Here is a 13,976-nt window from a genome sequence, read left to right as displayed (position 1 = left end):
ATGTGAAAAATGCATATCGATCTGCGCCAGCTTCGCCACTTCATCGCCCTCGCCGAGCAACGCAGTTTTGTCGCGGCAGCCTTGGCCGTGAACCTGTCGCAGTCGGCGTTCAGTCGCAGCATCCAGGCCCTTGAACACAGTGCCGGCTGCCAGCTGGTAGACCGTGGCCGCAAGGACCTGGCGCCCACCAAGCAAGGTCAGGTACTGCTTGAACATGCCCGGCGCCTGGTCAGCGGCGCCCAACAATTGGCCAACGAGATCAGCCAGTTCAACGGCCTGGAAGCCGGCGAACTGCGCTTCGGCTGCGGCCCGGCCCCGGCAGGTGGGTTGATCCCGCGCGCCATCGGCAGTTTCATCGGGCGCTACCCCAAGGCCCGCGTGCAGTTCCAGGTGGATGACTGGCAAAGCCTGGGCAAACGCCTGCTCAGCGAAGAGTTCGAATTCTTCGTCGCCGACACTCGCCACTTCGAAGCCAACCCCGACTACCACACCCACCGCCTGCGCCCACGCCGCTGGTATTTCTGCTGCCGCGCCGGCCACCCCCTGGCCGGCCGCGAAAGCATCCGCGCCGATGAACTGATGAGTTATCCGCTGGCGGTCACCATTCGCCCGCCGAACCTGCGCAAGGTCATCGTCGACCTCAGCGGCCGGCCCGATTACCAACCCAATGTGGAGTGCGAAAACGGCTATAGCCTGATGGGTGTGGTGCTGCGCTCGGACGCCATTGGCATCGTCAGCGCCAACAGCGATGTGCTGCACATGGCGCGGGGCGAGCTGGTGTGTTTGAAAATCGATGGCCTGGATGAAAACCTGGAGGAGCGTTACACCCGCTACGGGATTGTCAGCCGTGCGGGGTATCGTTTGTCGCCGTTGGCGGAGGCGATGATTGAGCAGATCAAGGAGATTGATGAGAGGGACGAGGATGCTTATGCGTTGGAAAATATTGCGGTCTGAGTCAGTGGTGAACGGAGGCCCGCCACCTCCTATGGGAAGACCAGACCCACATAGCCTTTCTCTCCATATTTCCCAACACGCCGGGGTTCAGTGTCGTTATCCCCAAAACCCATCACGGCAGCTACGCGTTTGCCGAACCGGACACCGTGCTGTGTGACTTGGTCATCGCAGCCAAGAAGACGGCGCAGCTTTTGGACGAAGCGCTAAAAGGTGTGGCTAGAACGGGCATGATTCTGGAGGGTTACGGCGTCGATCATCTGCACGCCAAATTATTCCCGATGCACGGGACCGGGGAAGACGATAAAGAGCTGGCAGAGCTGGCTGCTCACATCAGGTCCTTCGCCGAGTAAGCCCGCTCCCACAATTTGATCGCGGAGTGTCAGGTAGATGGGCGTCGGCTGGCGGGCCGGCTTCCCCATTTGAAATGCATTCCCCTGTGGGAGCTGGCTTGCCTGCGATGGCGCCAGCAGCCACACCCATGCATTCCCTGCATAAAATCCAGACCTCAAATGCACTTGCCAGCACACCCTGCGAACGGCGAAAAAACGCTCCTGTCCTTCGTCCGGTAAACCTCCATGTCTGACCCCAAACCCGTGCGCAATGTGCTCTACATCATGTGCGACCAACTGCGCCGCGATTACCTGTCGTGCTACGGCCATGCCCATCTGCACACCCCCAATATCGACCGCCTGGCCGCTGCCGGTGTGCGTTTCAGTCGGGCCTATACACAAGGCACCATCTGCGGGCCGTCGCGCATGTCGGCCTATACCGGGCGTTACGTCAGTAGCCACCAGGTGGCGTGGAACGCCGTGCCGCTGCCGCTGGAAGAACTGACGATCGGTGATTACCTGCGCCCCCACGGCATCCGCACCGCGCTGGTGGGCAAGACCCACGCCACGCCGAACGTGGAGGCGTTACAACGCCTGCATATAGACCCCGACAGTGCCCAGGCCGAGCCGCTCAATGAGGTGGGCTTTGACGCGTACCTGCGCCACGACGGCATCTACCCCGACAGCCCGCTGTTCGACGACAAACGCGAGTCGGCGCCCTACACCCACTACCTGCGCGAGCAAGGCTACGGTGGTCGCAACCCCTGGCATGAATGGGCCAACGCCGCCCAAGACGAAGACGGTGAGATCCTCAGCGGCTGGCACATGCGCAACGCGGGCAAGCCTGCACGGGTGGCCGAACAACATTCGGAGACCGTCTACACCACCGAGCGCGCCATCGACTTTATCGGCGAGCAGGGGCAGCAGCCATGGTGCCTGCACCTGTCGTACATCAAGCCGCACTGGCCCTACATCGCCCCGGCGCCCTATCACGCGTTGTACGGCGCCGAGCATATCCAGGCGCCGATTCAACCTGAACACACCAGCGATCACCCGGTGTACCAAGCGTTTCGACAACACCAGGAGAGCCTGAATTTTTCCCGGGATGAAGTACGCCTCACGGTGATTCCCACGTACATGGGCCTGATCAAACAAATCGACGATCAACTCGGGCGGCTGTTTGATTTCATGCAAAGCACTGGCCGCTGGGACGACACGCTGATCGTGTTCACCAGCGATCATGGCGACTTCCTCGGCGATCATTACCTCGGTGAAAAAGAGTTTTTGCTGGAGCCTGCGGTGGGTGTTCCCTTGATCGTGCGCGACCCACGGGCCAGTGCCGATGTCAGCCGTGGCAGCGTGGACGCACGCCTGGTGGAAACCATCGACGCCCTGCCCACCTTCCTCGACGCTCTGGGCCTGCCCGCCGCCGACCATCGCCTCGAAGGCCGCTCGCTGATCCCACTGCTGCACGGCGAGCAACCCACCTGGCGCCACTACGCCATTGCCGAATACGACTACGCCTTCCAGGCCCCGGCCCGGGAACGCCTGGCGCAGCCCATCGACCGTTGCCGCATGACCATGGTGCGCAGTGAGCGCTGGAAGTACCTGGCCTATGACGGCTTTCGCCCGCAGCTGTTCGACCTGGAAAACGACCCGCAGGAAATCCACGACCTGGGCAGCGATCCCGCCTATGCACAGGTGCGCGAGACTCACTTGGGTTATCTGTTCGAATGGCTGCGCGGGTTGAAGCGGCGTACCACCATCAGCCACACCGAGATCGAAGTGCGCGGGCAATGGTTTCGCTATGGGGAGCCGGAGGCGGAAAAAGTCGTGCAAATCGGGGTCTGGTAGAACGACACAGGTTTAAATGTGGGAGGGGGCTTGCTCCCTCCCACATTTTGATCTCCAACTGGCTTAGAGTCCTTTGGTGGTCTGACTGCGCTGCCCCTGCACACCCACCGGCACATCACCCTTGAGCGTGACCCGGCGCACGATGCGCTCTTGGGTGCCATAGTCGTCCACCGCGTAATGCTGGGTGGCGCGGTTATCCCAGATCGCCACGTCCCCGGTATTCCAGCGCCAGCGTACGGTGTTTTCCAGGCGGGTGACGTGACCTTGCAACAGGTTGAACAACTGTGCCGACTCCGCCTGGGAATAGCCTTTCAGGCGCTTGACGAAGTGCCCCAGCAGCAAGGTTTTCTCACCGCTGACCGGGTGCACCCGCACTACCGGGTGTTCGGTTTCGTACACCGTGGAAGTGAAGACCTTGCGGTATTCCTCCAGCTTCTCCACCGCCACATCCGGCTTGCGTGCGGCGTAGTCGTATTCGTTGCTGTGCACTGCCCATAGGTGATCAGCCAATGCACGCAGCTCGACGCTGAGGTCGTTGTATGCGGCAGCTGTGTTGGCCCAGACGGTGTCGCCACCGGACGCTGGCGCCAGCACCGAACGCAGGATCGAGGCCTTTGGGTAGGCGTCGACGAAGGTCACGTCGGTATGCCAAGAGTTGGCGCGCTGGCCACGGGTGCCATCCAACTCCATCAGAAAGCGCGTACCGTCGCGCACCGGCACCGTAGGGTGTGCAATCGGCTCACCAAGCAGGTGGGCGAAGGCTTCCTGGCTCTGGTCATCGAGATGGGTTTGCTCGCGGAAGAAAATGACCTTGTACTGCACCAGTGCCTGCTGGATGGCCTCGACGGTGGCGGCATCCAGGTCACCGGATAGTTTGATGCCACGGATCTCGGCGCCGATACGACCGGCCACCGGGTGGATGTCGAGCGCGTGGGCGATGGGTTGAACAGCTAATGCGGCGTTGCTCATTGTGATGACCCTCATGTGCCTGCTGATGGTGGAGATGCTTTCCAGCAACGCTCTATCCATATGCATTTTAGATCTAGCAAATGAATCAATGCTTCGTTGACGGAATAAGAGCTTGCATTTAAAACCTCAGCTTGCTTAGTCGCAAATGCCTTCGACCTATTTTTAAAATGCCGGGAAAGCATATGGATCTTCGCCAACTGCGCTACTTCATCGCCCTCAACGAACACCGCAGTTTCGTGCGTGCCGCAGACGCCATGGGCATCACTCAGCCGGCGTTCAGCCGCAGCATCCAGGGGCTGGAACAGGAGTTTGGCTGCGTGCTGGTGGACCGTGGCCACAAGGACCTGCGCCCTACACCGGAAGGCCAGGTGGTGCTGCAACATGCCCTGAGCCTGGTGCATGGCGCAGCGCTGCTGAGCAGTGAAGTGACGCGCATGACCAAGCTCGACGCCGGCGACCTGCGCTTCGGCTGCGGCCCGGCGCCCGCCGCGAAACTGGTGCCGGATGCGGTGGCGCGATTTATCAACGCCCACCCGAAAATCCGCACGAGTTTCCAGGTGGACAACTGGGAAACCCTCAGCCGCAGCCTGAGCCGTGAAGAGATCGAATTCTTTATCGCCGACATCCGCCAGTTCGAAGCCGACCCGAATTTCCAGACCCGCGCACTGACACCCAAGCGCGGCGTCTTTTTCTGCCGCCCCGGGCACCCGTTGCTGGCCAAGGACAGCCTGTCGACCAACGATATGTTCGACTATCCGCTGGCCGCGCCGCTGATCTCCCAGGGCATTCGCAAACTGCTGGCGAACCTGAGTGGGCGCATGGATTTTTCCCCGAGCATCCAGACCGAGCACTTCCCGGCGCTGGTGAAGATTGTGCTGCAATCCAACGCCATCGGCGTGGGCACCGAGGAAGCGTTCGCCGAGGATGTGGCCAGCGGTTCGCTGGTGCTGCTGCACTGGCGCAACCTGCCACAGAACATGGAGACCATGAGTGCGCGTTGCGGGATTGTCAGTCGCACTGGGTCGCGGTTGTCGCCGGCGGCGAAGGCGATGATTGAGGTGTTGGTGGAAGTGGATAGCCAGCAGGTAAGTGTGGCGGTTTGAAGGGCCTCATCGCAGGCAAGCCAGCTCCCACATTTGAGCGGTGAACACATTCAAGTGTGGGAGCTGGCTTTCCTGCGATAGCGATAGCCCAAGCACCGAAAAACTCAGAGCCCCGCCGCCACCAACCCCGGCGCCACCCAATCACTCACCTGAAACGACTTGCGAATCAACTTCTCCTTCGAGGCCAAATTCACCGCGTCCTGCAATTTGCCCAGAAACACCGGGTCCAGGGTCGAGGGGAAAATCTCACTGAGTTTCTGGTCTTTCAAATCATTGGTCAGGATCACCGGCGGGTAGCTGGCCAGCCCGGAAACCAACGCGATGTAGGCTTGCTTGTTGTTGTCATCGGTCAACCACTGCACCGCCTGCTGCTGGGCCTTGAGCAGCTTGGCCACAGCATCTGGGTGTTCGTCGACAAACTTGGCGCTGCCCACCAGCACGGCCTGGATGCTGCCGGCATCGCCCAGGTCCTTGGTGGTCAGCGGTATTTCTGCCAAGCCTTTGGCCTGCAACGCCGTGAGAGTGGAACCGCCCCAGGTTGCGTCAATCTGCTTGGCGGCCAGCGCAGCGCTGGCGGCATTGAAGTCCAGGTTGATGACCTTCAAATCCTTTTCACTCAAGCCCTGGCTGGCCAATGCACTGTCGAACGACAACTGGCTGGCCGTGCCGCGGAACACTGCGACACGTTTGCCCTTGAGGTCTTGCAGCGTCTTGATGCCAGAGCCCGGCACCACGCCGAGGTAGTGCTTCACACCACGCGCGGTGGCGCTAAGCAGGCGAGTATCCAGGCCATTGGAGCGGCCGATGATCGCCGCCAGGTCACCCAGATAGGCAAGGTCCACCTGGCCATTGGCGAAGGCTTCATTGATCACAGGGCCCGCGCCCTTGAAGTAATTCCACTGGATCTTGATGCCTTGGTCGGCAAAGGCTTTTTCATAGATTTGCTGTTCACGCAAAACGTCGGTGATGCCGCCGCCACTGTGCTGGCTACCGGCACTGAGGTCTGGCACAGCAATGCGAATTTCCTTGAGGTCAGCGGCATGCACCAGCCCGGCCAGGGCGGTACCGGCGAACAGGCTGATCAGACGTTTGAAGGGCAGTTTCATAAGCGCAGCTCCTGGTGGGCGACGGTCGCCTGGGGAGCAAAAAATAGGCACAGCATGAACAAAACTTTAAATACTATAAATGCACAATTTAATATCTTTTTGGACTATGCGAGCGAATACACAGGCTCCAGAGCGGTATGCATGAATAGCATCGAAAATATTCTTCGAATGCATTGGATGCGTGGAGAGCTGAGGCTTTAAATGATTTCTCTTATCTCGCAATCATCTTGATTACGTTTTTATAAGATCGAAATCACATAATGCATTTGGCGACACGGAGGTCTTCCATGGCCCGGATTTCACTTTTGAGCCTACCTCTGCCGGCCCCGTCCAACGGCAGAATGCCGCGTTGGCCGCAGTTGGGTCAGCGCCTGTTGCCGTGGCTGCTGCCGCTCACGTTGTTTGCCCTATGGTGGTTGGCCAGTCGCAATCACTGGATGAGCGAACAGATTCTGCCCGCCCCCGCCCTGGTGTGGAGCAGTGCAGTGGAGCTGGCCGGTGGCGAGTTATGGAGCCATCTTGCGATCAGCTTGCAGCGCCTGTTCTGGGGCCTGCTGGCCGGTATCGGCGTGGGCGCGATACTCGGCGCAATCCTGGGTTTCAGCGCCCGCGCCGAGCGTTTGGTATTCCCCACGTTCAGCGCGCTGTCGCAGGTCCCGACCCTGGCGTGGATTCCGCTGTTCATGGTGTTTTTCGGCATTGGCGAAACCTTGAAACTGGTGGTGCTGGTCAAGGCCATTGTGGTGCCCGTAACCCTGCACACCCTGGTGGGCGTGCGCGATGCCCAGCCCAACCTGCGCGAAGCCGCCCGCGTGTTGCGCCTGCCCACCCACTTGCTGATCCGCCGCCTGATCCTGCCCGCTGCGCTACCGGCGTTCATGGCCGGGGTACGCCTGGCCCTGGCGGCGGGCTGGACGTCGTTGCTGGCCGTGGAGTTGCTGGCCTCCAGCGAAGGCATCGGCTACCTGATGGTGTGGGCGCGCCAGTTGTTCATGCTCGATATTGTCTTTGTGTGCATCGTGGTCATCGGCGTGCTGGGTGTGGTGATGGACCGCGGCATCGGTTGGCTGGATCGCAAGTGGGTGCACTGGCCCCATCCGGCTACAGCGCAGATCCGCCGCGGGCCACGCTATGAAGGCTGGCAACGCTTGCAACCGTGGCTGTTGCCGCTGCTATTGCTGGCGTTGTGGCAAGTGGCGACGCAACAGGGTTGGGTCGACCCGAACATTCTGGTCAGCCCCCAAGCGGTGCTGCAAACCACCGTGGCGGGCGTGCTGGATGGCAGCCTGACCACGGCGTTGGGCAAAAGCCTTGGGCGGGCCGTGGGCGGCTTGCTGCTCGGCGGCAGCCTGGGCTTTGCCGTGGGCTTGTGGCTGGGGCTGTCGCGGCGCAGTGAGCGGGTACTCGGCCCGACCCTGGCCGCGCTGCGCCAGATCGCGATTTTCGCCTGGGTGCCGCTGCTCACTGCCTGGTTCGGCCTGGGGGAACTGGCCAAGTGGGTGTTTATCGCCCTCGCGGCGTTCTTCCCGCTGTTTATCGCCACCCAGCGCAGCGTGCTCAACCTGTCGCCGCAACTGCGTGAGGCGGCGCAAGTGCTGCGCCTGAGCCTGTGGCAACGCCTGCGTCGTCTGGTACTGCCGGGGGCCGCGGCGGGGATTTTTGCCGGCCTGCGCCTGAGCCTGATCTACGCCTGGATGGGCACCATCGGCGCGGAATATTTCATGCCCTCGGACGGCGGCATCGGCAGCCTGATGATCGGCGCCCAACAGTTGCTGCGCATGGACCTGATCATGAGCGGTATGCTCCTGGTCGGCCTCACCGGCGCCGCCCTCAACCTGATCGGCCAACGCATCGAAACCCGTGCCACCCGCTGGAGACACGCATGAACGCACCAATTGTCAGCTTTAACCATGTGGGCAAAAGCTTCGACGTCGACGGCTTCGAACTGGAAGCCATCCGCGAATTCAACCTGCAGATTGCCGAAGGGGAATTCGTCGCGATTGTCGGCGCCAGCGGTTGCGGCAAGTCCACCCTGCTGCGTCTGCTGGTGGGGCTCGACACACAATATCGCGGTGAGATCCAGGTTGATGGCAAGGCCGTCAGCGGTATCGGTGGCGAGCGCGGCATCGTGTTCCAGGAGCATCGCCTGTTTCCCTGGCTGACCGTGGCGCAGAACATCGGCCTGGGCCTGGTCAACGAGCCGCTGAATGAGGCCGAGCGCAACCGACGCATCAGCGATTTTATCGAGCTGGTGGGCCTGACTGATTTCACCCGCGCCTACCCCCACCAACTCTCCGGCGGCATGGCCCAACGAGTGGCAATTGCCCGTGGCCTGGTGGCCAGCCCACGCATCCTGTTGCTGGACGAACCGTTCGGCGCCCTGGATGCACTGACTCGCCAGCAGATGCAGGACGAACTCCTGGCCATTCGCGCCCGCGCCAGGATCACTACGGTGCTGGTCACCCATGATGTGGAAGAGGCGATTTTCCTCGCCGATCGCGTGGTGGTGATGGAGCCCCGGCCGGGGCGCATCAAGCAGGTGGTGGACATCACCCTGCCCCACCCGCGCCAGCGCAGCAGCTTTGAATTCCACCAACTGCGCGAAGAGCTGCTGCATGAATTGATCAGTGATGACCACTACCAGCCGCCGGTGCGCGAGCAGATCCGCGACCTGCCCCTGGCGTTCATCGCTTGCTGAAAGCGAGTTTGACGGCCGGCTGCTCCTGGCGCTCAAACCGATTGGCCCGGGCGAAGGTGCCGAAATCATTGAAGCGCACGCCCATCTGGGCCATGACCTTATGCGCCACCTTGACGGTCATCTGGCGAATGTAGAAGGGCTCCTTCACCACAAAGTGATGGATGCCATGGGTGCTGCCGAAGTTGAAGCAGAACGCCTGCAACGGCCACAGCCACCAGGGGTTCAATACCTGGGTCTGCTGGATCACGTTGCCCAGTTCCACATCGCCGTAGTAGTGCATGTTGGAGCTGACAAAGTGCAGGCAGAACGTACGCAATACGTTGGGGCCGATGATCACCACTGCAGCGATGTCGATCACCTGCATCATCTGCAAGGTGCCGGCCGACCACATGATCGGCGCGCCCAACAGGCTGGCGATGCCGTTGGCGGCATGAAAGCCCAGGAAGACGTACCAGGCGCCCCAATGCAGCAGTGCCAGCGGGGCATACACCAGCACCACGCGCTTGAGGATGCTGAGCTTGTGTGCCCAGGTCTTGGCCCGCAGCATTCGGATCAAGGCCGACATCATGTTGTCGCCCACCATCAGCAAGCGCGCAACCCCCCAGGGCTCGCCGTTGGTAATGGCGCGCTCTTCCATATCGGCCTCCGTGCCGGAGACCTTGTGATGGTTGAGGTGCAAATGCCGGCGTATCCACGGGTTGATCGTGCTTGGCCGTGCCAGCCATACCAGGCCCATCATCAGGTTGTGGGGCAGGCGCTGCTTGCGAAAGTACATGCTGTGAATCAGGTCGTGCTCCAACTCGTGGGTCAGTGAAGCAAAGAACGCATTGAGCAGCAGGCACGCCCACCAGGCCAGGTGACCGCTGATATAGAGCGCCGCCGAGCCGAGCATGCCCAACAAGGCAAACGCCAGGATGCCCGCGCCCAGGGCGTCCTGATGCAGCAGCCAGGGATGGCGCTGGCGCAATCGCGCGCCCTCGGCCAGCACCACCTCACGGATATGCGCTGAACGTTGTTGTGCGTTCATCTGTTGGGGGCTTGCAGAAGTACCGTCCATGCTTCCATCCTCTTGTACATTGATGTGTCCATCCTGCCCTAAGCGATCGGGCAGGATGCTAGCCTCGGACGCCAACCTGTTGACCGCAAGCGCCAATCGCCATGACCGAACCCACTTCCCTCGCCAGTTGGACCCGCGCCCTGCGCAAGCAGCTCGACGCCCTGGGCCTGAACAGCGCAGCGCTGTGCGCCGAGGCTGGGCTCGACCCGCAGCAGATGGACGACCCCAACGCACGCTATCCGTTGTCGGCCACCACGCGCCTCTGGCAACTGGCGGTGCAGGCCAGCGGTGATCCGGCGATTGGCTTGCGGGTGTCGCGGTTCGTCAGCCCCACCACCTTTCACGCCCTCGGTTATGCCTTGGTGGCCAGCGGCAGCTTGCGCGAGGTGTTCGAGCGCATCGTGCGCTATCACCAGGTGGTCAGTGACGCCCTGAGCCTGGAGCTGACCCGCCATGGCGACGCGTACCACTTTCGCCTGCTCCAACCCCAAGGCAGCCCCGCGCCGGCGCCGGAGGCCATCGACGCCTTCGTGGCGATCTATGTGCGCACTTGCCGCAACCGCCTGGGGCGTGACTACGCGCCGTTGGCCGTTTATCTAAGGCGCCCGGAACCCGCCGACCCCACGCCGTGGCATACGGTCTTGCGCTCGCCGGTGTTTTTTGCCGCCGACGAAGACCGCCTGGAGTTCGCTGCGCACGACTTCGACAGCCATCTCGACGACGCCAATCCGGAATTGGCCGAACACAATGAAACCGTGCTCAAGCGCACCCTCGCCCATCTGCAACCACTGACCTGGGAGCGCAAGGTGCGCGCCGTCATCGAGGCGCAATTGCCCGATGGCGAGCCGAGTGCCGAACGCGTTGCCCAGGCCTTGCACCTGAGCTTGCGCAGCTTGCAGCGCCACCTGGCGGATGAAGGCTGTCGGTTTGATGCGCTGCTCAATGAGTGCCGGCAGAACCTGGCGTTGCTGCACCTGAGGGATCCGCAGTGTTCGTTGGCCGAGATCAGCCATTTGCTCGGGTTTGCCGATACCAGCAGTTTCAACCGGGCGTTCAAACGCTGGACAGGGATGACGCCCGGGCAATTTCGGGAGGGGTTGCGGTAGGAGGATTTTTCAGTGGCTGTGATGGCCTCATCGGGGGCAAGCCCCCTCCCACACTGAACTGTGAACGCGGTCAAATGTGGGAGGGGGCTTGCTCCCGATAGCGGTCGCCAGGCAATCAGCGCCCACGATCCCGGCGCAATACTTTCCTCACCCGTGCCACCAACACCTTGGCGTCAAACGGCTTGAGCAGGTAATCATCCTCGTGCAGCTCCAACCCCCGCAATCGGTCCTCAATGCCGCCCGGCGTGGTCAAAAACAAAATCGGCGTTTTGCCGCGTTGGCGAATCGCCTGCTGCAATTTCCAGGCGTTCAAGCCCGGCAGCATCACATCCAGAATCACCAGCTCGTACACAGAGCTTTCCACAAACCGCTGCGCCGCCATGCCGTTGGCCGCAACTTCCACAGAGAAGCCGGCCTCGCTCAGACCCTGGGCCATAAGCTGCGCCAGTTGCGGCTGGTCTTCCACTAACAACACCTGCATGTCTTTCCTCTGGGTTTGATTACAAACCTGTCATCCAATTGTGCGGCTTTTGTCCGCGTCCACTGGCTACCGTGAGCACCTGCCTCCTGGAGCCACAAACATGTATCGCACCGCTTTGTTCTTGAGCCTCGCTGTGACCACCACTGCCCAGGCCACGCCACAACTGCCGCGCCACGCCGAGCTGGATTTGCGCACCGCACGCCAACTGGCCGACGCCAGCCTGGCCCATTGCACGGCTGCGCTGACGGTACTTGATCGCGGCGGCAACCTGCTGCTGGGCCTGCGGGCTGACGGTGTCGGCCCGCACAACAGCCTCGCCAGCCAGCGCAAGGCGTACACGGCGCTGTCGAGCAAAACCCCAACCCGGCTATTCGCCGAGCGAGCCCGCACCAACCCCGAGGCTGCCAACCTTAACAGCTTGCCCGAGTTGCTGTTGCTCGGCGGCGGCGTGCCGCTGTTCGCTGATGCTGAACTGGTCGGCGCGCTGGGCATCGCCGGTGCCGGCGGCGCTGCGCAGGACGAAGCCTGCGCCGTACAGGCTGCCGAGCAACTGGGCTTGAAAATCACCCCCTGACTTGACCCCTTCCAAAAGGACTTCCCGATGAAAACCCTAAACATGACCCTTGCCGCCCTCAGCCTGAGTAGCCTGTGCAACCTGGCCCTGGCCGCCGGCAACCCGCTGAGCGTACACGTGCTCAACCTGGAAAACGGCCTGCCATCGGCCGGTGTCAGCGTCACCCTGGAACAGCATGTGGGCGATCAGTGGCAATCACTGTCCCAGGGCGTGACCAATCAACAGGGACGCATCGCCGAACTGTTCCCCGCCGACCAGAGCATGAAGCCGGGCGAGTACCGTGTGGTGTTCAAGACCGGCGATTACTACAAGAAGGCCAACCGCGAGACGTTCTTCCCCGAGGTGCCGGTGATTTTCCAGGTCAAGCAGGTCGACCAGCACTACCACATCCCGCTGTTGCTCAGCCCTTACGGCTTCTCCACCTATCGCGGTTCATAGGCCCGCGGCCAGGCGCAGCCCGGCGAGGTCCAGTATCTCGATGGCGCCGTAGCTCAAACCAATGGTGCCCTGTTGCTCCAGCGCCTTGAGCAGACTGTTGATGGTCTGGCGCGACAGGCCCAGCATCGCAGCCAGATCCTCCTGAGGCAGTTGCAACACGCGGCGCGCCTGCTCTATTTCGCCGTAACCCTGGGCGATCATCAGCAACCGATGGGCCAGACGCTTTGAGGCGGGCATCAGGCTTATCTGCTCAATATTGATCAAAGACAGGCGCAGTTTATGGCTCATCAACAGCGCCATATCGCGCCAGAACACCGGTTGTTGTTCAAGAATCTTGAGTATCGCCGCCTGCGGTATCTGCAACAGCGTGCAGGCTCCCGTGGCGAGGGCATCGTGGGTGCGTGGCAGGTTGTCGAACAGGCAGATCTCGCCGAACCAGTGAGGGGTTTCCACCAGGCTCAACACCGCTTCCTTGCCTTGGGCGCTGACAGCACTGATGCGCACCGCCCCTTCCAGCACCGCATACAGGCCACACGGCGGGTCGCCGCGCTTGAACAGAAACTGCCCTGCTGTCAGCACGCGCAACCGCGCTGCGCCCAGCAGGCTACGCTGAAAGTCTGGCGGCAAGTGGCTGAACCACTGACCGCGAACCAACTGCGCGTGCCATTTGCCTGTGTCCATGGGAACTCCGAAGATTGTCGCCCAATTGACAGTTAGGCACCGACTGACAGGGCATGATCAAACATCCTACAGGAGGAACAACAATGAAAAGCCTCGTCGACCACCTCAGTCAATACGCCGCCTACCACCGCGACCCGCGCAATATTGCCAGCCACTTTATCGGTATCCCATTGATCGTGGTTGCCGTGGCCGTGCTGCTGTCACGCCCCGAGTGGGCGGTGGGTGGCCTGTGGGTCTCGCCAGCGGTGATCCTGGCGTTGTTCTCGGCGTGGTTCTACCTGCGCCTGGAACTGGCCCTGGGCGCGCTGATGACGGTGTTGATGGGTCTGTCGGTATGGGCTGGGCATGTATTGGCGGCACAGAGCACGATGGTATGGCTGAGCAGTGGCGTGGGTATGTTTGTGGTGGGCTGGGTGATTCAGTTTGTCGGGCATTACTACGAAGGCAAGAAACCCGCGTTTGTGGACGATGTGTCGGGGCTGATCGTGGGGCCGTTGTTTGTGGTGGCGGAGTTGGCGTTTTTGCTGGGGTTGCGGCAGGACCTGCAAAAGCAGATTGAACAACGTTCAGGCCCGGTGGGACGCCGCGATCTCAAGCCAAGTGAAGTCTAAATGTGGGAGGGGCGG

At 61.6% G+C, this 13,976-nt stretch carries 14 protein-coding genes and 1 pseudogene; 10 read left to right on the top strand and 5 right to left on the bottom strand.

Features of this window, described 5'->3' with window-relative positions:
* Positions 1-9: 9 nt before the first annotated feature.
* The 3 genes and pseudogenes from IH404_RS02025 (at position 10) to IH404_RS02015 (ending at position 3,137) form a co-directional block, all read left to right on the top strand.
* Entirely contained in the window at positions 10-954 is a 945-nt protein-coding gene (locus tag IH404_RS02025; protein ID WP_122734802.1) for a LysR family transcriptional regulator, read from the top strand.
* A 23-nt stretch (positions 955-977) separates the two neighbouring features.
* Positions 978-1,304: pseudogene (locus tag IH404_RS02020) on the top strand (HIT domain-containing protein); the annotation flags it as partial.
* 225 nt (positions 1,305-1,529) lie between these two features.
* A complete protein-coding gene (locus IH404_RS02015) occupies positions 1,530-3,137 on the top strand; it encodes an alkaline phosphatase family protein (protein WP_122734804.1) in 1,608 nt (535 codons plus the stop codon).
* A gap of 63 nt (positions 3,138-3,200) precedes the next feature.
* On the opposite strand, the gene IH404_RS02010 is transcribed toward IH404_RS02015, so the two are convergent.
* Positions 3,201-4,106 carry a TauD/TfdA family dioxygenase gene (locus IH404_RS02010; RefSeq protein WP_057010511.1) on the bottom strand — a complete coding sequence of 302 codons (906 nt, stop codon included), beginning with the start codon at positions 4,104-4,106 and terminating at the stop codon, positions 3,201-3,203.
* 182 nt (positions 4,107-4,288) lie between these two features.
* On the opposite strand from IH404_RS02010, the gene IH404_RS02005 reads away from it, so the two are divergent.
* Positions 4,289-5,209, top strand: coding sequence for a LysR family transcriptional regulator (locus IH404_RS02005; RefSeq protein ID WP_005783730.1), 921 nt, complete (start codon positions 4,289-4,291; stop codon positions 5,207-5,209).
* 104 nt (positions 5,210-5,313) lie between these two features.
* On the opposite strand, the gene IH404_RS02000 is transcribed toward IH404_RS02005, so the two are convergent.
* Positions 5,314-6,315, bottom strand: coding sequence for an ABC transporter substrate-binding protein (locus tag IH404_RS02000; RefSeq protein ID WP_005783727.1), 1,002 nt, complete (start codon positions 6,313-6,315; stop codon positions 5,314-5,316).
* A gap of 287 nt (positions 6,316-6,602) precedes the next feature.
* On the opposite strand from IH404_RS02000, the gene IH404_RS01995 reads away from it, so the two are divergent.
* Positions 6,603-8,201: an ABC transporter permease gene (locus IH404_RS01995; protein WP_194439776.1), complete on the top strand. Its 1,599-nt coding sequence runs from the start codon at positions 6,603-6,605 to the stop codon at positions 8,199-8,201.
* A complete protein-coding gene (locus tag IH404_RS01990; RefSeq protein ID WP_194439774.1) occupies positions 8,198-9,013 on the top strand; it encodes an ABC transporter ATP-binding protein in 816 nt (271 codons plus the stop codon). The genes IH404_RS01995 and IH404_RS01990 overlap by 4 nt, the downstream gene beginning before the upstream one ends.
* Here the strand turns inward: IH404_RS01990 and IH404_RS01985 are convergent.
* Entirely contained in the window at positions 9,000-10,070 is a 1,071-nt protein-coding gene (locus IH404_RS01985) for a fatty acid desaturase (RefSeq protein ID WP_194439772.1), read from the bottom strand. The genes IH404_RS01990 and IH404_RS01985 overlap by 14 nt on opposite strands.
* A gap of 101 nt (positions 10,071-10,171) precedes the next feature.
* Here IH404_RS01985 and IH404_RS01980 point away from each other — a divergent pair, with 101 nt between their 5' ends.
* A complete protein-coding gene (locus IH404_RS01980; protein WP_005783721.1) occupies positions 10,172-11,176 on the top strand; it encodes an AraC family transcriptional regulator in 1,005 nt (334 codons plus the stop codon).
* Positions 11,177-11,291: 115 nt separating this feature from the next.
* On the opposite strand, the gene IH404_RS01975 is transcribed toward IH404_RS01980, so the two are convergent.
* Positions 11,292-11,657, bottom strand: a complete 366-nt coding sequence (locus tag IH404_RS01975) for a response regulator (protein ID WP_005783719.1) — start codon at positions 11,655-11,657, stop codon at positions 11,292-11,294.
* Between the two features lie 100 nt (positions 11,658-11,757).
* Between IH404_RS01975 and IH404_RS01970 the strand changes: the two genes are divergently transcribed.
* Complete coding sequence (locus IH404_RS01970; RefSeq protein ID WP_194439770.1) at positions 11,758-12,231, top strand: heme-binding protein; 474 nt, start codon at positions 11,758-11,760, stop codon at positions 12,229-12,231.
* 27 nt (positions 12,232-12,258) lie between these two features.
* Positions 12,259-12,669, top strand: a complete 411-nt coding sequence (gene uraH / locus IH404_RS01965) for a hydroxyisourate hydrolase (RefSeq protein WP_005783714.1) — start codon at positions 12,259-12,261, stop codon at positions 12,667-12,669.
* Here uraH and IH404_RS01960 read toward each other — a convergent pair.
* Entirely contained in the window at positions 12,664-13,350 is a 687-nt protein-coding gene (locus IH404_RS01960; RefSeq protein ID WP_005783713.1) for a Crp/Fnr family transcriptional regulator, read from the bottom strand. The genes uraH and IH404_RS01960 overlap by 6 nt on opposite strands.
* A gap of 83 nt (positions 13,351-13,433) precedes the next feature.
* On the opposite strand from IH404_RS01960, the gene IH404_RS01955 reads away from it, so the two are divergent.
* Complete coding sequence (locus IH404_RS01955; protein ID WP_194439768.1) at positions 13,434-13,961, top strand: Mpo1-like protein; 528 nt, start codon at positions 13,434-13,436, stop codon at positions 13,959-13,961.
* Positions 13,962-13,976 lie beyond the last annotated feature (15 nt).

This window comes from Pseudomonas sp. OST1909 (genome assembly GCF_015277575.1).
Lineage (GTDB): Bacteria > Pseudomonadota > Gammaproteobacteria > Pseudomonadales > Pseudomonadaceae > Aquipseudomonas > Aquipseudomonas synxantha_A.
This window is presented reverse-complemented; position numbering and strand designations above follow the sequence as displayed.

Coding starts and splice junctions, on each gene's coding strand:
- IH404_RS02025 (WP_122734802.1), top strand. CDS start 10: ATGCATATCGATCTGCGCCAGCTTCGCCACTTCATCGCCCTCGCCGAG.
- IH404_RS02015 (WP_122734804.1), top strand. CDS start 1,530: ATGTCTGACCCCAAACCCGTGCGCAATGTGCTCTACATCATGTGCGAC.
- IH404_RS02010 (WP_057010511.1), bottom strand. CDS start 4,106: ATGAGCAACGCCGCATTAGCTGTTCAACCCATCGCCCACGCGCTCGAC.
- IH404_RS02005 (WP_005783730.1), top strand. CDS start 4,289: ATGGATCTTCGCCAACTGCGCTACTTCATCGCCCTCAACGAACACCGC.
- IH404_RS02000 (WP_005783727.1), bottom strand. CDS start 6,315: ATGAAACTGCCCTTCAAACGTCTGATCAGCCTGTTCGCCGGTACCGCC.
- IH404_RS01995 (WP_194439776.1), top strand. CDS start 6,603: ATGGCCCGGATTTCACTTTTGAGCCTACCTCTGCCGGCCCCGTCCAAC.
- IH404_RS01990 (WP_194439774.1), top strand. CDS start 8,198: ATGAACGCACCAATTGTCAGCTTTAACCATGTGGGCAAAAGCTTCGAC.
- IH404_RS01985 (WP_194439772.1), bottom strand. CDS start 10,070: ATGGACGGTACTTCTGCAAGCCCCCAACAGATGAACGCACAACAACGT.
- IH404_RS01980 (WP_005783721.1), top strand. CDS start 10,172: ATGACCGAACCCACTTCCCTCGCCAGTTGGACCCGCGCCCTGCGCAAG.
- IH404_RS01975 (WP_005783719.1), bottom strand. CDS start 11,657: ATGCAGGTGTTGTTAGTGGAAGACCAGCCGCAACTGGCGCAGCTTATG.
- IH404_RS01970 (WP_194439770.1), top strand. CDS start 11,758: ATGTATCGCACCGCTTTGTTCTTGAGCCTCGCTGTGACCACCACTGCC.
- uraH (WP_005783714.1), top strand. CDS start 12,259: ATGAAAACCCTAAACATGACCCTTGCCGCCCTCAGCCTGAGTAGCCTG.
- IH404_RS01960 (WP_005783713.1), bottom strand. CDS start 13,350: ATGGACACAGGCAAATGGCACGCGCAGTTGGTTCGCGGTCAGTGGTTC.
- IH404_RS01955 (WP_194439768.1), top strand. CDS start 13,434: ATGAAAAGCCTCGTCGACCACCTCAGTCAATACGCCGCCTACCACCGC.